Source organism: Sphingobacterium litopenaei (assembly GCF_014692495.1).
Classification (GTDB): domain Bacteria; phylum Bacteroidota; class Bacteroidia; order Sphingobacteriales; family Sphingobacteriaceae; genus Sphingobacterium; species Sphingobacterium litopenaei.
This window is the reverse complement of the sequence record NZ_JACOIJ010000008.1, coordinates 52,195-73,326: the sequence shown is the minus strand read 5'-3', so window position 1 is coordinate 73,326 and position 21,132 is coordinate 52,195. Positions and strand designations below refer to the sequence as shown.

18 protein-coding genes are annotated in these 21,132 nt (G+C 33.4%); 9 read left to right on the top strand and 9 right to left on the bottom strand.

Annotated elements, in window-relative coordinates; translation table 11 throughout:
- Positions 1 to 121: 121 nt before the first annotated feature.
- Entirely contained in the window at positions 122 to 1,696 is a 1,575-nt protein-coding gene (locus tag H8B04_RS06270) for an Ig-like domain-containing protein (protein ID WP_223815299.1), read from the top strand.
- Positions 1,697 to 1,698: 2 nt separating this feature from the next.
- Here H8B04_RS06270 and H8B04_RS06265 read toward each other — a convergent pair whose 3' ends face one another.
- The gene (locus H8B04_RS06265; protein ID WP_190301782.1) at positions 1,699 to 2,217 is read right to left on the bottom strand and encodes a gamma carbonic anhydrase family protein; all 519 of its coding nucleotides are present in this window, start codon (positions 2,215 to 2,217) and stop codon (positions 1,699 to 1,701) included.
- Between the two features lie 3 nt (positions 2,218 to 2,220).
- Positions 2,221 to 3,813: an L-aspartate oxidase gene (gene nadB / locus H8B04_RS06260; RefSeq protein WP_190301781.1), complete on the bottom strand. Its 1,593-nt coding sequence runs from the start codon at positions 3,811 to 3,813 to the stop codon at positions 2,221 to 2,223.
- A 475-nt stretch (positions 3,814 to 4,288) separates the two neighbouring features.
- On the opposite strand from nadB, the gene nadA reads away from it, so the two are divergent.
- From nadA to H8B04_RS06245, 3 genes are all read left to right on the top strand, one after another.
- Positions 4,289 to 5,287, top strand: a complete 999-nt coding sequence (nadA, locus tag H8B04_RS06255; protein WP_190301780.1) for a quinolinate synthase NadA — start codon at positions 4,289 to 4,291, stop codon at positions 5,285 to 5,287.
- 150 nt (positions 5,288 to 5,437) lie between these two features.
- Positions 5,438 to 6,478: a thiamine-phosphate kinase gene (gene thiL / locus H8B04_RS06250; RefSeq protein WP_165291043.1), complete on the top strand. Its 1,041-nt coding sequence runs from the start codon at positions 5,438 to 5,440 to the stop codon at positions 6,476 to 6,478.
- Between the two features lie 82 nt (positions 6,479 to 6,560).
- Complete coding sequence (locus H8B04_RS06245; RefSeq protein WP_190301779.1) at positions 6,561 to 8,471, top strand: acetoacetate--CoA ligase; 1,911 nt, start codon at positions 6,561 to 6,563, stop codon at positions 8,469 to 8,471.
- A gap of 58 nt (positions 8,472 to 8,529) precedes the next feature.
- Here H8B04_RS06245 and H8B04_RS06240 read toward each other — a convergent pair whose 3' ends face one another.
- The gene (locus H8B04_RS06240) at positions 8,530 to 10,137 is read right to left on the bottom strand and encodes an acyl-CoA carboxylase subunit beta (RefSeq protein ID WP_190301778.1); all 1,608 of its coding nucleotides are present in this window, start codon (positions 10,135 to 10,137) and stop codon (positions 8,530 to 8,532) included.
- A gap of 137 nt (positions 10,138 to 10,274) precedes the next feature.
- Between H8B04_RS06240 and H8B04_RS06235 the strand changes: the two genes are divergently transcribed.
- Genes H8B04_RS06235 through H8B04_RS06225 form a run of 3 tightly spaced genes read left to right on the top strand, consistent with a single transcriptional unit; the run spans position 10,275 to position 12,971 of the window.
- On the top strand, positions 10,275 to 11,423 hold the full coding sequence (locus H8B04_RS06235; protein WP_190301777.1) for an acyl-CoA dehydrogenase family protein: 1,149 nt from the start codon (positions 10,275 to 10,277) through the stop codon (positions 11,421 to 11,423).
- On the top strand, positions 11,416 to 12,261 hold the full coding sequence (locus H8B04_RS06230; protein ID WP_165291047.1) for a beta/alpha barrel domain-containing protein: 846 nt from the start codon (positions 11,416 to 11,418) through the stop codon (positions 12,259 to 12,261). Before H8B04_RS06235 ends, H8B04_RS06230 begins: the two co-directional genes overlap by 8 nt.
- A 5-nt stretch (positions 12,262 to 12,266) precedes the next feature.
- Positions 12,267 to 12,971 carry an enoyl-CoA hydratase/isomerase family protein gene (locus H8B04_RS06225; protein ID WP_165291048.1) on the top strand — a complete coding sequence of 235 codons (705 nt, stop codon included), beginning with the start codon at positions 12,267 to 12,269 and terminating at the stop codon, positions 12,969 to 12,971.
- Between the two features lie 5 nt (positions 12,972 to 12,976).
- Here the strand turns inward: H8B04_RS06225 and H8B04_RS06220 are convergent, their stop codons facing one another.
- On the bottom strand, positions 12,977 to 13,786 hold the full coding sequence (locus H8B04_RS06220) for a hypothetical protein (protein ID WP_190301776.1): 810 nt from the start codon (positions 13,784 to 13,786) through the stop codon (positions 12,977 to 12,979).
- Positions 13,787 to 13,836: 50 nt separating this feature from the next.
- Positions 13,837 to 14,613 carry a segregation and condensation protein A gene (locus H8B04_RS06215; RefSeq protein WP_165291050.1) on the bottom strand — a complete coding sequence of 259 codons (777 nt, stop codon included), beginning with the start codon at positions 14,611 to 14,613 and terminating at the stop codon, positions 13,837 to 13,839.
- Between the two features lie 149 nt (positions 14,614 to 14,762).
- Between H8B04_RS06215 and dxs the strand changes: the two genes are divergently transcribed.
- Together dxs and dnaA are read left to right on the top strand one after the other, a co-directional pair.
- A complete protein-coding gene (dxs, locus tag H8B04_RS06210; RefSeq protein ID WP_190301775.1) occupies positions 14,763 to 16,691 on the top strand; it encodes a 1-deoxy-D-xylulose-5-phosphate synthase in 1,929 nt (642 codons plus the stop codon).
- 370 nt (positions 16,692 to 17,061) lie between these two features.
- Positions 17,062 to 18,489 carry a chromosomal replication initiator protein DnaA gene (gene dnaA, locus H8B04_RS06205; protein ID WP_165291052.1) on the top strand — a complete coding sequence of 476 codons (1,428 nt, stop codon included), beginning with the start codon at positions 17,062 to 17,064 and terminating at the stop codon, positions 18,487 to 18,489.
- Between the two features lie 114 nt (positions 18,490 to 18,603).
- Here dnaA and H8B04_RS06200 read toward each other — a convergent pair whose 3' ends face one another.
- From H8B04_RS06200 to H8B04_RS06185, 4 genes are all read right to left on the bottom strand, one after another.
- Positions 18,604 to 19,002 (bottom strand): hypothetical protein, encoded by a 399-nt coding sequence (locus H8B04_RS06200; RefSeq protein WP_165291053.1) that lies wholly within the window; start codon positions 19,000 to 19,002, stop codon positions 18,604 to 18,606.
- 173 nt (positions 19,003 to 19,175) lie between these two features.
- Positions 19,176 to 19,559: a hypothetical protein gene (locus H8B04_RS06195; RefSeq protein WP_190301774.1), complete on the bottom strand. Its 384-nt coding sequence runs from the start codon at positions 19,557 to 19,559 to the stop codon at positions 19,176 to 19,178.
- 62 nt (positions 19,560 to 19,621) lie between these two features.
- Entirely contained in the window at positions 19,622 to 20,659 is a 1,038-nt protein-coding gene (lpxK, locus tag H8B04_RS06190; protein ID WP_223815298.1) for a tetraacyldisaccharide 4'-kinase, read from the bottom strand.
- Positions 20,656 to 21,114 (bottom strand): gliding motility lipoprotein GldH, encoded by a 459-nt coding sequence (locus tag H8B04_RS06185; protein WP_165291055.1) that lies wholly within the window; start codon positions 21,112 to 21,114, stop codon positions 20,656 to 20,658. Before H8B04_RS06185 ends, lpxK begins: the two co-directional genes overlap by 4 nt.
- Positions 21,115 to 21,132: the final 18 nt, after the last annotated feature.

Here is a 21,132-nt window from a genome sequence, read left to right as displayed (position 1 = left end):
TTAGCGATATAAGAGACGTATTTCTATGAATATAAGCGTAATATTTCAATATTTTAAGAACAACAAATTCAGTTTACTAAACAACTCTTTTATAATATTAGTTGTCCTTGTATCGCTATCTATGATGCGTTGTGCAAATATGCAAACCCCTACTGGTGGTCCTAAAGACTCTATTCCACCAAAATTGCTTGCTGAATTACCAGCAAATTTAACGCGAAATTTTAAAGCAAAAATAATCGAGTTACAGTTTGATGAGTATATTAAGCTAAACAACTATCAAAAAGAATTTAGTATATCCCCTGATGTAGAGAAACAACCAGATTACAAAGTCAAAAAGAAAAGTCTAATTATCACTCTTCCTGATTCATTAGAAAATAATACGACATACACCATCAATTTTGGCAAAGGTTTGGTAGATTTCAATGAAGGAAATCCTATTATCAACTACAATTATGTCTTTGCTACGGGACCAGAATTAGATTCTTTGTCTATTTCTGGATCTGTAAAAAATGCATATACTAAAACATTTGATCCCAAAAATGATTTATCCGTTCGCGTATTATTAATTCCAACTAGACAGGATACTATTTTTGGAAAGAAAAAGGCTAATATATTTACGAGTGTAGATAGTTCAGGTAACTTTATTCTTAAAAACTTAAGAGAAGATACGTATAGAATATACGCTCTCAAAGAAGAAAACAATGATCGTATTTACAATAATCCTGATGAACTTATAGGATTCTTAGCAGATAGTATTGTTTTGAAAGAAGATATAAAGGACATCAAGATAGAATATTCTAAAGGAAAGCCTAAAGATTTTAGAGTAAGTGAAAAACGTATACAAAAAGATAGTCGTATAGCTTTGAAGTTTAATCAACCCTTAGATTCCCCTTCTGTACGCATTATTTTTCCAGAAGATCTCCAAAAAGATGCTTTATACAGCTACGCATCAAGCAATGATTCATTGCACATCGTATTACCAAAAGTAGATTTTGATTCCATAAAATTTGAAATTAGTGATAAAAGTAATGTATTAGATACTACGCTTCTTCGTAGAAGCAAGAATGATAAATATGATAGAGAATTAAAACCTCGCTTGAATATTACCAATAAAGTTGATAAGATTAATCATATTACTATTACATCTGATTTCCCTATTGCCAATATTGATAAAGAAAAGTTAATATTAAAAGAAGATACTATTTCAAGACGCAATTTTCAATTACAAAAAGATACAACAGAAGCTAATATTTATCATGTTCGATTTAATTGGAAGGCAAAGAAAAATTATGAATTTATTATAGAAGAAAAAGCCATTTCTTCTATTTTCAATGATACGAACAAAGAATATACTACCACTTTCACTCTAGATGAAACGGAAAACTTCGGTGATATCAAATTCACCATTAATTCATTAGACAGTAATGTAAATTATATTGTCCAACTGATGGATGACAAAATGGACAAGGTTATTGATAGCAAATACATCATCAATTCTAGTGAAATCAGATATAACAAATTCCCTGGAGGAAAATACATTTTACGTATTATAAAAGATTTGAATAATAATAAAAGATGGGATGGCGCAAATGTATTTCAAAAGATTCAAGCGGAACCTATTTGGTATTTGGATAAGCCTATTACAATTAGAGCAAATTGGGAACAATCAGAAACAATTACACCCAAATTTGATTAATATTATTTTTGATCGGAAAACCAGCTAGAATAAAGCACATAATTGTGCGGAAGTTTTTCTAATAAAGCCATTTGCTCGTCAGTAAGTGACTTTATTTTTTTTGCAGGTACACCTGCATATAAATAACCTGATTCACATACAGTATTCTCCAATACCACTGCGCCAGCTGCTATAATAACCTTGGATTGAATTTCAGCCTTATCCATCACTATTGCTCCCATCCCTATTAATACATAATCCTGGATAACACATCCATGTACAATAGCATTGTGACCTATATTAACATAATTTCCTATATCAGTACCACTTCTTTCAAAAGTACCATGAATAGTTACATTATCTTGAATATTACTAAAGTTTCCTATTTTAATATAATTTACATCGCCACGAATAACTGCATTAAACCAAACAGAACAATGATGACCTATCGTCACATCCCCAACAATTGTACAATTAGGAGCAATAAATGTTTCTTCAGCAATAAAGGGAAAACTTTCTTTTACAGGTAATATAGTAGCCATAAATTATAATATAGTATCTTGAAGAATTTCAACATGATTTGGAAAATCAGTTGTATAATGCAATCCCCTACTTTCTTTACGATTCATAGCAGATTTTACAACTAAATAAGCTACTTGTATAACATTTCTTAATTCACAAAGTTTGACTGAAAGCTTTGTATTTTTATAAAAAGATTCCGTCTCTTCATGTAGTAAACCTAATCTTCTCATTGCCCTTTCCAAACGAAAATCTGATCGTACAATACCTACATAATCTGACATAAATTTTTGAGTTTCCCGAAGATTATGTGTTACTAAAATATCTTCATTCAATAATTTAGTATTTGAATCATCCCAATTTGGAATATTTTCTTTATAAGAAATTGATTTAATTTTTTGTTCAGAACTTATAAAAATACGATGTGCATACACTGCCGCTTCCAACAACGAATTGGAAGCCAATCGGTTAGCACCATGTAAGCCTGTAGAAGAACATTCTCCACAAGCATACAAATTATTGATACTGCTTGCACCAAATTCATCTACCATTATACCTCCACACAAATAATGCGCAGCTGGTGTAACAGGAATATAATCTTTTGTCATATCCAAGCCAATAGATAAACATTTCTCATAAATATTAGGAAAATGAGATAATAAATCATCTAATGGTCTATGCGTAATATCCAAATAGACATAATCAAGCCCTGATTTCTTCATTTCTGAGTCGATTGCACGAGCTACAATATCTCGCGGCGCCAATGATCCACGTGAATCATATTCTTCCATGAAAGATTCACCGTTCGCACGACGTAATATTCCTCCAAAACCACGTACAGCTTCAGAAATCAAAAAAGCAGGATATTCACTCGGATTATATAAAGATGTAGGATGAAATTGAATAAACTCCATATTGCGCACTTTTCCTTTCGCACGATACACCATTGCTATTCCGTCTCCAGTCGCGATCGTAGGATTCGTAGTGCTCGAATAGACATGACCTGCTCCCCCACTCGCCATTAGCGTAATTTTTGAAAGAAACTTCTCCACAATACCTGTACGGGTATTAAAAGCATAAATACCATAACATTCAATATCTGTCGATTTTTTGTCCACATGAACACCTAAATGATGCTGGGTAATTAAATCAACAGCAAAATAATGAGTAAGTATTTCAATATTAGGATGTTGATGAACTTTCTCTAGCAAAGCACGTTCAATCTCATAACCCGTAATATCCTTATAATGCAAAATGCGATGCGCAGAATGTCCACCTTCTTTAGCTAAATCATATTCGCCAGAATCTTCTTTATCGAAAGAAGTACCATAAGCAATCAATTCGGCTATACGATCAGGACCTTCCTTTATTACGTTTTCCACAACCTGTGGATTACATAATCCATCCCCTGCAATTAGTGTATCTTGTATATGTTTTTCGAAGCTATCTGCTTGATCTGTAACAACTGCCACTCCTCCTTGTGCATATTTTGTATTCGATTCATCTTCGTTGGATTTTGTAACTATTAACACTTTACCAACATCCGCAGCCTTCAAAGCGAAACTTAATCCTGCGATCCCTGATCCAACTACCAAAAAATCTACTTTTCTTTCCGACATAACCCTTTTACGTGCTTAAAATTGAAACAAATTAACAAATAATGTGGAAAACGTGTAAACAAAACGTGAATTAAATTTTAAAACTATTTTTTACTCCACAAACACCAAAATTTTCACACATGTTTCACGTGACAACTATGGAAAACTTCATCAAATACTAACAATTATTTAACAACAAGAAATTCACAAAAAAATATGGAAAGTAAAAAACGTGAAAAATCACAACATTGAAAATCAGTACTAAAGGCGATAATTTCTGTGGATAAATTGTGGATAAATGTAAAATAACTCAAAAATAAAATTTAAAATTCTGCAGTTATCCCCATTTTCAACAGACTAATAAACAATAAGATTCTTTCTTTAAAAAAAGATTATTATTTATTGAAAAAAAGGAATGTGAATTTCGTTTGAATTTCTTTGTTTACTTTTGTGACGTTGATTAGTCAAAGTGATTAACCAAATTACAGAAGAGAGAATGAATAACACTTATCAAAGAGATTTGGAAGCGAAAGGCTTCATTGATCTTCCTGTGGATCCAAGTTTGGATTTAGTGCAGGAAATTCTACGTTTGAAAAAAGAAAAAAATGCTGTAATTCTGGCGCATTATTACCAAGATGCAGAAATTCAGGATTTAGCAGACTATATTGGTGATAGTTTAGGTCTTTCTCAACAAGCCGCGAAGACTGATGCTGACGTAATAGTGTTTGCAGGTGTGCATTTCATGGCAGAAACGGCAAAAATTCTTTCGCCATCAAAAAAAGTTTTGCTTCCAGACTTGAAAGCAGGTTGTTCATTATCAGATTCTTGTCCTCCACACCTTTTTGCGAAGTTCAAAGAGCAATATCCTGACCATCTAGTGATTACTTATGTGAATTGTACGGCAGAATTGAAAGCTCTATCGGATATTGTGTGTACATCGAGTAATGCTGTGCAGATTGTAGAGTCACTTCCGGCAGATCAAAAGATAATTTTTGGTCCAGATCGTAATCTCGGAGACTATGTGAAAAAGAAAACGGGACGTGATTTGGTCTTGTGGAACGGTGCATGTATGGTTCACGAGATTTTTTCACGTGAAAAAATTGAAAATTTGCGTGCTGAATATCCTGGAGCGAAGTTTATTGCGCATCCAGAGTGTGAAGATAACATTTTAGCTGAAGCAGATTACATCGGATCTACTTCTGGAATGCTGAAATATACAATTGAAGATGAGGCATCTACATATATTGTAGCAACAGAATCAGGAATTTTGCATCAAATGCAAAAATCTAGTCCGCACAAAACATTTATTCCTGCTCCGCCAAACAATGCTTGTGCATGTAATGACTGTCCACATATGAAATTGAACACTTTAGAGAAATTGTATAACTGTTTGAAATACGATCAGCCAGAAATTACACTTCCTGAGGATGTTATCAATAGAGCTCAAAAGCCTATTGAAAGAATGTTGGAAATTTCAGCACGTTTAGGATTGTAAAAAACTCATGTTTCACGGGAAAAGTCAAATTATCTGTGGAACATGCTATAAAATATTTCAGAAAATGGGGCATTTTGACATTTGCCCTATTTTTAGCTCTATTATCCAAGCGAGATTAATGTGTATCTTTGTTGTGGAAAAAATGTGAATATGTTTGATAATATAGATAAAACAGATATAAACGAATTAGGTGAATTTGGTTTAATCAAACACCTGACGCAAGCAGTAGAATTAACACAAAAATCGACCAATAAAGGAATTGGAGATGACGCTGCAGTAATGGATTTTTCAGGTTATAAAACCTTGATTTCCACAGATTTACTGTTAGAAAATATTCATTTCGATTTGCGTTATGTTCCGCTTAAACACCTGGGATACAAGGCAGTACAAGTTAATTTGTCGGATATCTATGCTATGAATGGTATTGCTTCACAGATCACTTTTTCTATTGGACTTTCATCCAAATTTCCTTTAGAAGCTGTTGAAGAAATCTATGAAGGTGCTTTAATTGCTTGTAAAAAATACGGTGTTGATTTAGTTGGTGGAGATACTTCGGCTTCAGCTCAAGGTTTGGTTATTTCGGTAACAAGTATTGGTTATGCTGAAGAATCAAAAGTTACATACCGTTCTGGTGCCAAAGAAGGTGATTTGTTATGTGTTTCTGGTGATTTGGGAGGAGCTTATGTAGGCTTACAATTATTAGAAAGAGAGAAACAAATTTATTTGGAAAACCCTAATATTCAACCAGATCTAGAAGGTAAAGACTATATTGTAGAGCGTCAATTGAAGCCTGAAGCACGTAAAGATGTAGTGGAATTGTTGAGCTTTTTAAATATTAAGCCTACTTCTATGATTGATGTTTCTGATGGTTTGGCCTCTGAAATATTACATATTTGTGAAGCTTCAAATGTAGGTTGTAAATTATACGAGGATAAAATTCCTTTAGATCCAATGACTTACGAGACTGCTCGTGAATTTGGTTTGGATCCTACAGTTTGTGCATTGAGCGGTGGTGAAGATTACGAATTGTTATTTACTATACCGCAAGCAGACTACGATAAAATCAAAGGGCAGCTGGATATTTCTGTAATTGGTTATATTACAGAGCCTTCTGCTGGTAAAGAAATGATTTCAAAATCTGGTCATGTGCATGAAATTAAAGCACAAGGCTGGAATGCTTTTAAAAAGTAGGCTAGAAATTTAAGATAAGTCAAGGGTCATTGTGAGTAGCGATGACCTTTTTGTATATTTAGGTGTACCAATTTATAAACGCATGTCGACACCTTTGTGGATTCCATCACAGGAGTATACAGAATCATCTAGTTTGTATGCTTTTCAGAAATATATTGAAAGCAAATTTAAGTTGCAATTTCTTAATTATCAGGAATTTCACTTGTGGTCCATAAATCATTTGGAAGATTTTTGGGCGTCTATCTTAGACTATTTCCAGGTTTCATATTCCGGAAATTATAGAAAAATTTTAGATGGGAATACTGCGGAAAATTTTATTGGTGCAAAATGGTTTGAAGGCATAAAGCTTTCTTATGCTGAACATATTTTCAAATCTTATCAGGAAGAAGGAATAGCAGTAAAATTTCAGTCCGAATACGAATATTATCAAGAAGTTACATGGGAAGAATTACAAGAAAGAGTCAGTAAAATTCAACAATATTTACTCGAAAAAAGTATTCAAAAAGGAGACAGAGTTGTTGGCGTTTTGAATAATAGAGTTGAAACAATTGCTATATTTTTAGCTGTCAATTCCTTAGGTGCTATATGGTCATGTTGTTCTCCTGATTTTGGAGATAAAGCTATTATAGAAAGATTCGAACAAATCGAACCAAAAATACTTTTTATCGAAACAGAATATCAATACAATGACAGAAAGTTCTCTAAAAAGGAGACTTTGGATATGTTGGTAAGTAGGTTAATAACTTTGCAAGAGGTTGTTAATCTGAATGATAGTGTGTGGAATACGGTATTGGATAAGTATGTGCCAAAAGATATAGAATTCGTTCGTGTAACTTTTTCACATCCTATTTGGATTTTGTATTCTTCAGGTACAACAGGAAAACCAAAGGCTATTACGCATAGTACAGGAGGAAATCTGTTAGAGCATTATAAAGCCTTGGCTTTACATCAAAATGTACAAGCTGGAGAGAATTTCTTGTGGTATTCGACAACAGGATGGATGATGTGGAACTATGCATTGTCATCGTTACTTTGTGGCGCAAGGCTATGCCTTTTTGATGGCATAATTAATCACAAAAACCATCAGACATTTTGGAATTTCATTAAAGAAGCTCAAGTTCATCATTTAGGTGCTGGAGCTGTTTATTTTACTTCGATTCAACATTTAGACATCAAGGATTACGAACCTAAAGTCATTGGTTCCACAGGTTCTCCTCTACCCTATTCAACTTTTGAAGCCTTACAAACTAAATTTCCAGATGTACATATTATTTCCTTGAGTGGTGGTACAGATGTTTGTTCTGCTTTTTTATCTGGAAATTCGATGTTACCTGTATATACAGGGCAATTGCAATGTAAGACTTTAGGAGCCGATATAGTGGCTTATAACGAAGAAGGAATAGGAGTAATGGATGAAGTAGGCGAATTGATTATAAAGCAGCCTATGCCTTCTATGCCTATTTATTTTTGGAATGATGTCCGTAATGAAAAGTACAGAGAAAGTTATTTTGAAAAATTTCCGAATGTTTGGGCACATGGCGATTGGATTAAAATAACTCGTGAAGAAGGAATACTAATTTATGGTCGCTCGGATGCTACTTTGAATCGTGGAGGCGTGCGTATCGGAACAGCCGAAATTTATAATGCTGTAAATGAATTGTGTGAGGTCCAAGATTCTTTAGTGATTACGACAGATGAAAAGGATGGTTCTTCTAAAATGTGGCTATTTGTGCAGTTTGAAGACAATTTGAAATTAAATGATGAAATCGAAACCAAAATAAAATCAAATCTGAGAAAGCAATATAGCCCACGACATGTACCTGATTCTATTTTTCAAGTAAAAGACATTCCTTATACATCGAGTGGTAAGAAGCTAGAAATACCCGTTAAAAAGATTTTTTCAGGAGTTTCTTTAGAAAAAGCTGTTTCCAAAGATATTATGCGTAATCCTGAATGTCTGGAAGAGTATTATGATTTGTATGCTAAATCTTAAAGTTTTCTTGTCCTTCTGAAGAAAGAAGAATCTATATATTGATAACAGATATTTAATATTAAGTCTGTATTACTCCAACATTATATCTTGGAATATCTGGATTGTGATTAGCAGATTCTATACCCATTGAAATTATCTTACGTGTTTCTTTTGGATCAATAACTCCGTCTACCCAAAGACGAGCAGCTGCATAATACGGGCTTAATTGCTCATTGTATTTATCTTCAATCTCTTTCAATAAAGATTGTTTTTCTTCTTCTGATAAACTTACGCCTTTACCTTTCAAAGTAGCTTCTTGTATTTGTAATAGGGTTTTACCAGCAGAAGCACCACTCATTACAGCCATTTGTGCTATGGGCCAAGCATAGATTAATCGTGGGTCATAAGCTTTACCACACATGGCATAATTACCTGCTCCGTAGCTATTACCTATAATAAATGTAAATTTTGGAACAACCGAATTCGCCATAGCATTCACCATTTTTGCTCCGTCTTTAATAATTCCACCATGTTCCGATCGAGAACCCACCATAAAACCAGTTACATCTTGGAAGAATACCAACGGAATCTTTTGTTGGTTGCAGTTCATAATAAAACGTGCTGCTTTATCCGCCGAATCTGAATAGATAACACCTCCCATCTGCATTTCTTGGGTTCCACCAAGTTTCTTCGCTTTTACAATTTCACGTTGATTCGCTACAATACCTACAGCCCAACCATCTACTCGAGCTAGAGCACAAATCAATGTTTTCCCATAATCCTTTTTATATTCTTCCAGAGTACCTTCATCTACAATAGCATCTAAAATTTGAAGCATATTATAAGGCTTTAATCTATCTTCAGGTAGATTTTGATAGATAGTTTCAACTGCTAATTTGGGTAATTTAGGTTCAATTCTAGAAAAACCAGCTTTTGGATTTTCTCCTATTTTATCCACTATATTTTTGATGGCATTTAGACAAGATGCATCATCTGGATATTTATTATCAACCACACCTGAAATTTCAGTGTGTGTAATAGCACCTCCTAAACTTTCATTATCTACAACCTCGCCAATAGAAGATTTAACCAAATAGGATCCTGCTAAGAAAACAGAACCAGTACCTTCTACGATCAACGCATAATCAGACATAATAGGCAAATAAGCACCACCTGCTACGCAAGAACCCATTATTGCTGCAATTTGAGGAATTCCCATCGAAGATATTTTAGCATTGTTACGAAATATTCGACCAAAATGTTCTTTGTCTGGAAAAATATCTTCCTGCATAGGAAGATAAACACCAGCAGAATCTACTAAGTATATGATGGGTAATTTATTTTCCATAGCAATTTCTTGTGCACGAAGGTTTTTCTTGCCAGAAATGGGAAACCATGCGCCAGCTTTCACTGTAGCATCATTAGAAACTATAATGCAAAGCTTATTTTTTACATATCCCAAAACTACTACTACTCCAGCATTTGGACATCCTCCATGCTCCACATACATATTATCACCAGCAAAAATCCCAATTTCGGTATATGGTTTATTATCATCCAAAAGATATATTATTCGTTCCCAAGCTGTCATTTTGCCTTTCTCCTTATGCTTTTGAATTTTACTTATTCCTCCGCCTAAACGGAGTTTTTCGGATTTTTGGTTCAATATATCCAATAACTTTTGCATGGTGCGTTTTTATTAAAATAAAAATTTATAGTTGGTTATTGTTTTTAATATTATAAATATGATAAAATATTATTTGATTTTTACGATATTTATAATATTAGCTGTTAACAATATATAAACTTAAGTAAAAAATCACGATGTACAATAATTATGAAACAGAGCAATTAGCTTTAGTCCGCGAAAGTGCAAGAGAATTTGCAAAGACCTACATCAAACCCTATGTAATGGACTGGGACGAGAGACAATATTTTCCAGTAGATTTATTTCACAGAATGGGAGAATATGGATTTATGGGAGTCCTAGTTCCAGAAGAATATGGAGGTGCTGGATTAGGTTATCAAGAATACATTACCATCTTGGACGAAATTTCAAAGGTTTGCGGATCTATAGGATTATCAGTAGCTGCTCATAATTCACTTTGTACAAATCATATTTTATCCTTTGCGAATGATTCTCAAAAAGCTAAATATTTGCCAAAATTAGCTTCTGGAGAATGGATAGGAGCTTGGGGCTTAACAGAAACAGGATCAGGATCCGACGCAGGAGGTATGACTACTACTGCTGTAAAGGATGGTGATTATTGGATAATTAATGGTTCTAAAACTTTTATTACACATGCTATAAGTGGTGATGTAGCTGTGGTGATAGCACGCACCGGCGAAAAAGGAAATAATCATGCCATGTCCACATTTATTATAGAAAAAGGTACAGAAGGTTTTAGTTCTGGAAAAAAAATTGATAAATTAGGGATGCGAGCATCAGAAACTGCTTTCTTATTTTTTGATAATTGCCGTGTACATAAGGATCAAGTAATAGGTGAGATTGGTAATGGTTTTGTACAAGCTCTTAAATTATTAGATGGAGGTCGAATATCAATAGCTGCTTTATCATTAGGTATAGCGCGTGGAGCTTATGAATGTGCTTTGCGCTATGCAAATGAGCGGGAGCAATTCAATCAAAAGATTTATGATTTCCAGGATGTCTCATTTACAATAGCCGATATGGCGACAAAAATTGATGCATCAGAATTATTGATTCGAAGAGCAGGATACTTAAAGGACAATCATCTAAAGGTCACTAAAGAGAGTGCAATGGCAAAATTATATGCTTCAGAAGTAGCTGTAGAGGTCGCAAATCAATCTGTGCAAATACATGGCGGATATGGCTTCACAAAAGACTATCCAGCGGAGAAATTTTTTAGAGATGCTAAATTGTGTACTATTGGGGAAGGCACAAGCGCAATACAAAAAATGGTCATTTCACGTGAAATAAAAAAAGATGTCTAATCCTCAAGAAATTAAAATTATTGATTGTCCTCGCGACGCTATTCAAGGTAGAAAAAATTTAATACGTCCCGAAAAAAAAATAGCCCATATTAACAACTTAATAAAGAGCAATCTTTTTGAATATATAGATTTTGGGTCTTTTGTATCCCCAAAAGCTGTACCTCAAATGCAGGATACCAGTTATGTAGTCCATGGACTAGAGAAAGTTAATAACACAAAATTACTTTCCATCATAGCCAATTTAAAAGGGGCTATACAAGCTAAATCGTTTGATGAAATAGATTATTTAGGTTATCCCTTTTCTATTTCTGAGACTTTTCAAAAGAGGAATACGAATACGAAAATTGAAGAGGCTTATTCTACCGTAAAAGATATATTGAATACTATAGCTGACAGTGATAAGGAACTCGTAATTTATATTTCTATGGCATTTGGGAATCCGTATGGGGATATTTGGAATGAAGAATTGGTGTTGCAATGGGTAGATAAATTAAAAGATTTAGGAATTAAACGTTTCTCGATTGCCGATACCACTAGCCAGGCTACTCCCGTAATGATTACATCACTATTTAAAAAGTTATATAAAGAATTTTCTAAATTAGATTTTAGTGTGCATTTGCACAGTTATGCAAATGAGGCAACAGAGAAGATAAATGCCGCTAATAAAGGAGGCTGTACAAGATTTGAAGGTGCTATCATGGGATTTGGAGGTTGTCCTTTTGCCCAAGATGAAATGGTAGGTAATATTCCTACAGAAATTTTATTAGATAGATTCGGAAAAAGTAATCCTATTGATATTAATAAATTGAAAATTAGTTTTTTCGATATGATAAGTTAAAATCCATGTACAAATATATTAAGGTTCAAAAAATAGAATATCAATTTGTCTTAACCTTGGCTAGACCGGAGAAAAGAAATGCTTTCACTCCTACTATGGTCAATGAGATTTATCACGCTTTTCAAGAAGCAAATCAAGATGATGCCGTAAAAATTGTTATTATTAAAGCTGAAGGACCTATTTTTTGTGCGGGAATGGATTTGAATACTTTCGAAAATCCAGATTTGGATAGTGTAAATCCTTCTATAACTAATGAAGATATATCATTAGGTCAGGTATTCGATAGTTTGTTAAAGCCTTCTATAGCAATAGTAGAAGGAAGTGTAATTGCTGGCGGCTTCCTACTTATTTTGGGCTGTACTTATGTTTTCAGTAATCGTGAAGTACAATTTAAGTTACCTGAATTAGCAATAGGCTTGTTTCCTTTTCAAGTTATGGCAAGCCTACTGAAAGTTATGTCGGAGAAAAAAGCTCTACAATTATGTTTACAAACAGAATATTTTGATGCTGATAAAGCTAAAAATTATGGGATTGTAGATGGATATTTGGAAGAAATAAATTTAGAAGGTTTTATTTCATCTTTTTCACATATATCTACTAAAGCTTTGACTAGCGGAATTTACTCTTTGCGTAATCTACCTCAGGTAGATTATTCTGAGCGTTATAAATATTTAAAAGATATATTAGATCATTTGAAATCTATGAAATAGGTAACTTATCTGTCATTGCTAAAGGCAGCTTTTATTCTATTAAATTCTTTATTTTTTGATTCATTCCTCATTCTCTTTATATCATTTAGAGTACTAATTGACCTAATTTCTAAATAAGATAAAATAGATTCATGTGAAATTTTGTCTTTGAGATTAGCAAATGATTTAAAAAATTTAATCATTCTTGGTGTAGCTTCAAAGTAATAAACTTGTGAAGTAGGAATATAGCCACGATATATTTTGTAGAGAATTTTGTCACAGCCTATTTGCTTCAAGCTTTTATAGACTAAATCTCCTTCGAAAGAATTTACTATAATTATTTTATAAATATTTTCGTCTAAGTGTTCACCATAAACTAAATATTTGCCCAAAATATAGGAGTACAGTTCATTTTCATCTTTTAATTCTTGAGGAATAATTTTTCCATCTTGGTCAAAATAGGAGTTTATTTTTTTAGCCACTTTTTCGTCTTTTATAAAGTATGCATCGGTGCTATCAGGACTAGTAAAATAGTGATTCTTTATAAAGTCAAAAATGTATCTTTTTAGATGTGTAGCAGCTTTATAAGAGTCAATAGTATTCTCTTCTGGATTGGAATACTTTCTCCCCATATAACCATTTAATGTACCTAATAAAAAATAATTTGGAGAAATTGAAAAATTAAAATCAGTAGAGTCGGGGTGTGCATACCATTTTTTGTCTTCTTTATTTCCATTTATAGGAGGAAAAGAACGATTAGTTGAAATTTGAGCAGTGGTTTCTAAAGAAATCGTTAAAAACAGTACTAGTATGAAATTGTTAAATAATATTTTCATGATTTATAGTTTTTGCATGGATGCACGTTTCCTACAAATTCCATAAAAAATTATTCTTCTTCTATATTTTCTTCCTCTGGAGCATTTGGATCTCTCGTAGCTACTTCAAAATTATTATATCCTAAGCCTACTTCGATTTCCAATAATTTTTGTTGAAGCATTTCTAATATAGCTAGGAAATTAAATACAAATTGGACTCTATTTTCAGAATTTCTCAATATCATTTGAAAATCAAGCTTCTTATTTAAGTCTAAAAGAGCAGAGATGGCATCTTTTTGTTTTTCGATGGTGTAAGGAAATTTTACAACAGTATGTGTTACAGGAACCACGCGATGTGTAAAATGATACATCATTTTTTCGTAAACCATCATCAGCTTATACAAATCGAAAGAAGCTAATTCCTCCTCTGTAATCTGACGTTTCGTATGCTTGAGATCAAAAGCAATATTTGCACGATGATGTAATTTTTCTCTATTGGATTCTAATACTTTCAAATCCTCACATACATCTTTGAATTGCTTGTAGAGAATAAGTTTTTGAACAAGTTGTTCTTTCAGGTCAACTTCGTTTTCATTTTCGTCTAAGTCAGGACGTGGAAGCAACATTTTAGCTTTAATCCGCATTAAAGTCGATGCTACGAAAATAAATTCTGAAGCCAATTCTATGTTTAGGGAGTGCATCTTTTGGATATAATCCAAGAAATCATCCGTAATCTTAGAGATAGGAATATCATGGATATTAAGCTCATCACGTTCAATGAAGAACAATAATAAGTCAAAAGGCCCCTCGAATTGTTCGAGTTTTATTTCGTAATTTGTAACTTCCATATATAGAATCAAAAATACGCATTTACACACTAATATTTATTTTAAAACTTGAAATCAAAACTTTTGATGCCAGTTTTTTGTATATATATACATTAGTTAAAAGAATAAATTTGTTACTTTGTAACTTGTTTTGAAACTTATTTTAAGGTATGCAAATAGAAGCAGGAGCACTTTTAAAAAATATTCTTTATCCTTCGGATTTGCGAAAGCTTAAAGAATCGGATTTAGAAGAGATTTGTAAAGAGCTCAGACAATTTATCATTGATATAGTTTCTGTCAATGGGGGGCATTTCGCGGCGAGTTTAGGTGTTGTAGAATTGACAGTAGCTCTACATTATGCGTTGAATACACCATATGATCAAATTGTCTTCGACGTAGGCCACCAAGCTTATGGCCACAAAATCCTTACAGGTCGAAGAGAACAATTCCATACAAATAGAATATTAGGAGGTATATCGGGATTTCCAAAACGCAGCGAAAGCGAATATGATGCTTTTGGTGTGGGTCACTCCTCTACTTCTATTTCAGCCGCTTTGGGGATGGCTGTAGCTTCTGCATACAAAGGAGAAATAGATCGTCAGCATGTGGCAATTATTGGTGACGGAGCTTTGACTGGCGGTATGGCATTTGAAGCATTGAATCATGCAGGTATTGAGAAATCCAATTTATTGGTTATTCTGAATGATAACTGTATGTCTATCGATCCGAATGTGGGGGCGCTTAAAGAATATTTGACAAGTATTACCACTTCGAAAAGTTATAATAAATTTAGAGATGAGCTAATTTCTATTTTGGCCAAAATCTCTAAGAATGGTCCAGATGCCTACGGGTGGGCTAAAAAATTAGAACAAAGCATTAAAGGCACTCTTTTGAAAAATGCTAATCTTTTTGAGTCACTTAACTTTAGATATTTCGGACCTGTAGATGGTCATGATGTCAATAAATTAGTAAAGACTTTAGAGGATTTAAAACATATAAGTGGTCCTAAACTTTTACATGTAGTTACCGTAAAAGGAAAAGGCTACGCGTTAGCTGAAAAAGATCAAACTAAATGGCATGCTCCAGGCTTATTTGATAAGATAACTGGAGAAATCAAGAAATCTGTATACGAGAAACCTCAGCCACCCAAATACCAAGATGTATTTGGTCATACTTTGGTAGAGCTTGCCGAGGCAAATGATAAAATAATGGGAATCACACCAGCTATGCCTAGTGGATCATCCATGAATATCATGATGAAAGCTATGCCAGATCGTGCTTTTGACGTAGGTATTGCAGAGCAACATGCTGTAACTTTCAGTGCAGGTTTGGCGACTCAAGGTTTGGTGCCTTTTTGTAATATTTATTCGTCGTTTATGCAGCGTGCATATGATCAGGTGATACATGATGTGGCTTTGCAAAAATTAAATGTTGTCTTTTGCTTAGATAGAGCGGGTTTGGTTGGAGCGGATGGTCCTACGCACCATGGTGCATATGATGTTGCATTTATGCGCTGTATACCGAATCTAACGATTGGAGCTCCGATGAACGAAGAGGAACTGCGTAATATGATGTATACTGCTCAATTAGAAAATGCAGGACCATTCGTTATACGCTATCCAAGAGGTAATGGTGTAATGCTAGATTGGAAAAGACCTTTCAACGCATTACCGATAGGCAAAGGCCGTAAATTAGTTGATGGTGAAGAAGTAGCCATAATTACTTTAGGTCATATGGGTAATGAGGCAACAAAGGCTATATTGGATTTGAATGCGGAAGGAATATATCCAGCACATTATGATATACGGTTTGTAAAACCTTTGGATGAAGAATTATTACACGAAGTGTTCAAGAAATTTAATAAGGTTATTACGGTAGAAGATGGTGTATTACCAGGAGGATTTGGTTCTGCTGTGTTAGAGTTTATGTCTATACATAATTATGTCGCACATGTTACACGTCTTGGAATTCCGGATGAAATAGTTGAGCATGGTGAACAGAAAGAGTTGTGGAGAATTTGTAATTATGATGCTCAAGCAATTTTTGAAGAATGTAAAAAATTAGCTAAAACGCATCCTACACAATCTCAGGTAGGTTAATAAGAAAAAACAAAAATATTTAGAGAAAGAGCCACAAATTTTGTGGCTCTTTTTGTTTGATTTTATGATAAAATTTTCCGTATTTTAGAAGTAGAAAGTTTTCCACAAGACTTTTTATTAACCGTTATAAACAACCTCAAATTCTTTCATTTTTGGTTCGAAATTTGTTGTGTGGAAAAGTTTGAATTGATATCAAAACACAGGCCTATGATCACTAAAAAAATATGTAACTAGTTGAATATTAATGAAGTGTATTTTTTTTATACTTTCACTTTTTTAGGTCGGAAATTTTTGTCATCTTCGTTGAAAGGGAAAGTTATAAACAATTTTTTTATCAATAATTGGTTATCAAGTTATTAACAATTTAAGAATGGAAAAAACGTATACAAGTGTTTGGAATAATTGTCTTCAAGTGATTAAAGACAACATTCCTGCACAAAGTTATAAGACATGGTTCGAGCCTGTGAAAGCGGTTCGTTTGGAGGAAAACGTTTTAACTATTCAAGTTCCTAGTTTATTCTTTTACGAGTGGTTGGAAGAGCACTACGTAGGTATCTTACGTAAGACTGTAAAGAAATTCTTAGGTGAGCAAGGTCGATTAGAGTATAATATTGTGGTGGAGAAATCTTCTGCAAACACACCTTATACTACTAATCTTCCGTCAAATGGTAATGGTGCCGAAGGTAAAAAGCAATCTATACCTGTCCCTGTAGCATTAAACAAAAATATAAAGAACCCTTTTGTCATTCCAGGACTTAAGAAACTGCAAGTAGATCCGCAATTGAATCAAAACTATACGTTTGAGAATTTTGTAGAGGGTGAATGTAACAGATTAGCTCGCTCAGCAGGATATGCAGTTGCAAACAAGCCTGGAGGAACTTCTTTTAATCCTTTAATGTTATATGGTGATGTTGGTTTAGGTAAGACACACTTGGCACAGGCCATTGGTAATGAAATCAAGAAAAATTTACCGGACAAATTGGTCATCTATGTTTCTTGTGAAAAATTTTGTCAGCAGTTCGTAGATTCATTGAAAAACAATACTATCAATGATTTTGTGAATTTTTATCAAGCTATGGACGTTATCATCATGGATGATGTACATAATTTCGCTGGTAAAGAAAAGACACAAGATATTTTCTTCCACATTTTCAATCATTTACATCAGTCTGGTAAGCAAATCATTTTGACTTCGGACAAAGCACCTAAAGACTTATCAGGTCTTGAGGAACGTCTTTTAAGCCGTTTCAAATGGGGATTATCTGCTGACATTCAAATTCCAGACTTGGAAACAAGAATGGCAATCTTGAAGAAAAAAATGTATTCAGATGGTATTGAGCTACCTGAAGCAGTGGTTGAATATGTTGCTACTCAAATTGACAATAGCGTACGCGAATTGGAAGGCGCTATGGTTTCTTTGTTAGCACAATCTACTTTAAACAAAAAAGAAATAGACTTGAACCTTGCGAAGTCTATGCTGAAAAACTTCGTTAAAAATACCCATAAAGAAATTTCAATGGAATATATCCAGAAATTGGTATGTGAGTATTTTGAAGTTCCAGTAGAGATGGTTAAATCGAAAGTACGTAAACGCGAAATTGTACAAGCTCGTCAAATATCTATGTACTTAGCGAAAAATCACACTAAATCATCTTTGAAATCTATAGGCAACTTCTTCGGTGGGCGTGACCACTCTACAGTTATTTATGCTTGCCAGACAGTAGAAGACTTGATTGAAACGGATAAAAAGTTCAAAACTTATGTCCAAGACATTCAGAAGAAACTAAAAACTTCTTAACGAAGACTAAATATTTAGTAAAAGCAAAAGGCGGAAATTATTTCCGCCTTTTTTGTTAGGGTAATTAATGAAATTGTTAATTTCTAAAATTGCAATAAATTATGAATGAGATTTTTAGTTGTTGCCTTCTTCTTTATTTTCTTCCTCTTGTTGTTGTTCACCTTGCTCATCTTCTTTTTTACCTTTATTGTCTTCTAGGTATTTAGCAAAAGCTACTTTCTGATCTTCTGTTAATTGTTCAGAAATTTTTTGATGTGCAGTTGCTTGAGCAGCATCAAGTTGTTGTTGTGCTACGTCCGCAGCTAATGTAGTGTCTGCTTTAATAGCTTGTGTTGCTGTTACTTTTTCTAATATGATAGTAAAAACTGCCGATTGTTGATCTTCATTTAAAGTCAGAACCTGAGTCAATTCATCGACTTTCTGTTTTGCTTTTGTTTCTGGATTAATGTCTTGTGCAAATGTCAATGTAATTGCAAATAAAAAGCTTAGACCTGTTAAAATTAATTTTTTCATAGCATTTAAAATTTTATGTTATATACTCTATTTAAACTTTGTTCAGTACTATAACAGTCAAATGCCTAAGTTTATTGCGTTAAGTGTATCTAGTTTGTTACAATTTAACATGTTTTAACAAAAAAGGCCTATATCCGCAGAAATAAGCCTTCCTCATTTGAGTTTGAACTAAACTAGTTGTTAGGACGTTGACCTCGTTGTCCACCAAATCCGCCTCTTTGTTGAGCTAACTCATCATATTTTTTGATTTGTTCTTCGTTTAAGAAAGTTTTAATCTTTGCTGATTGCTTATCACGAATAGCTTGAAAAGATTTCATAGCCTCTTCGCGATTGTCACCAGCTTCTCTGAAAACTTTTTGTTGTTCCGCTGAGAAAACTAAAATATGTTTGTGAATTGAATCTTGTTGAGATTGTGAAAGATTAAGTTCTTTTGTTAATCTTTCTATTTGCATTTTAGTCATTTCCTCAGGGTTGCGTTGTTGACGTGGACCGCCTTGTTGAGCATTAGCAAAGCCTATAGTAAGTACTAATGCTAGAATTGTAATTAAATTTTTCATAAGTTTTGGATTTTTAATGTCAAGTTTATAATAGGTTTATGACTTATGAAGTTATGGAAAGTTTAATTTAAATTTTTAGAAATGTAATTTTTTATGAAATGATCAAAAGTAAGTTGTTGTTTATCTGCTGTTTGAAGATGAATAGGTATATATAATAACGGGTAATCGATAAAGGATTCTTTATCTATGCGTTGAAGATCTTTTTCCGTTGTAATAATAAGCTTATTTGGGAATTCTATTTGATTAAAAATGGCTTTAATTTTTTCATAATCATCTGCTGTATAATTGTGGTGATCTGGAAATTGAACCAATTGCACCTTATTTCCTTTTGTTTCCAAGTAATCAACTAAAGGTGTTGGATTAGCAATCCCACAGCATAATACAATATATTTATCCGTTAATTCTTCTGCATATGTCTTACCTAAAATATTTAACGGCTTATCATATCCTATTCTGGTATAAAAAATAGGAGCCGTATTGTGTTTACGAATTAAGTGCTCAATATGGGCTTTCTTATTCTCAGAAATTATTTCAGGACATTTGGTTATAATAATCAGATCAGCTCTTTTTGTAGAAGAAAATATATCTCTGAAATTTCCTGTCGGAAGAAGAATAATTGGTTGGTATAGAGATTGAAAATCGAATAAAAGAATGGAATATCCGGGTTTTAATTTTCTATGCTGAAAAGCATCATCCAAAATAATTACATCGTGATATTCTTGTAATTTTTCTATTCCAGCACAGCGATCTTCATTAACAGCAACGGTTATTTCAGGAAATTTCTTTTTGAATTGTAAAGGCTCATCTCCCACTTCAATAGCTTGAGATGAAAGTTCCACGAGTCTAAATCCTTTAGTTTTGCGTCCGTAGCCTCGACTTAAAGTAGCTATTTTATATTCATCCTTTAGTAAACGAATAAGGTATTCTGTCATCGGACTTTTACCTGTGCCGCCAATAGCAAGATTACCGATTACAATGGTATGAATGTCGAAGGATTTGCTTTTAAAGATTTGGAAATCATATAATAAATTCCTGACCCATATTATAACATGATAAATTAGGCTAAACGGTAGTAAAATCCATCTAAGAATAGTTATCATTTTTTTATGAGTTTAATACCCACATCAGTCACTTCTAATAATGGATTGACACGCATATTTTGCTCCAAAGCAAATGTGTAAGTTCCTGTGTCTGGAAAAGTAAAATTCTTTTTAGCTAAATATTGCACTTCGTAAAGAGAGCCAGATGATTGACCTATCCATTTTCCGTCCAATTCTGCTAATTTGATTTCTTCGCGGTAAGCAGTATCGGTAAGACCATTTCCTTTTTCGTGCAGGAGCACATAGATGTTAGAGTAATCGTACAAATTAGTATGTCTCAAATTAATAAAGAGATCGTATTTAGCCACTTTGTCATCTATTTTTACCTCAAATGAAGGTTGCTGATTATAATCCCAAGAACGGTTGCTAATCACCTTATTCTTTTCAAAATAGGCATTATTGGTGCAAGCCACACCTAATAAGCAACAGACAGAAAGGACTAACAGATTTTTCATACTAAAAAATATAGGTGG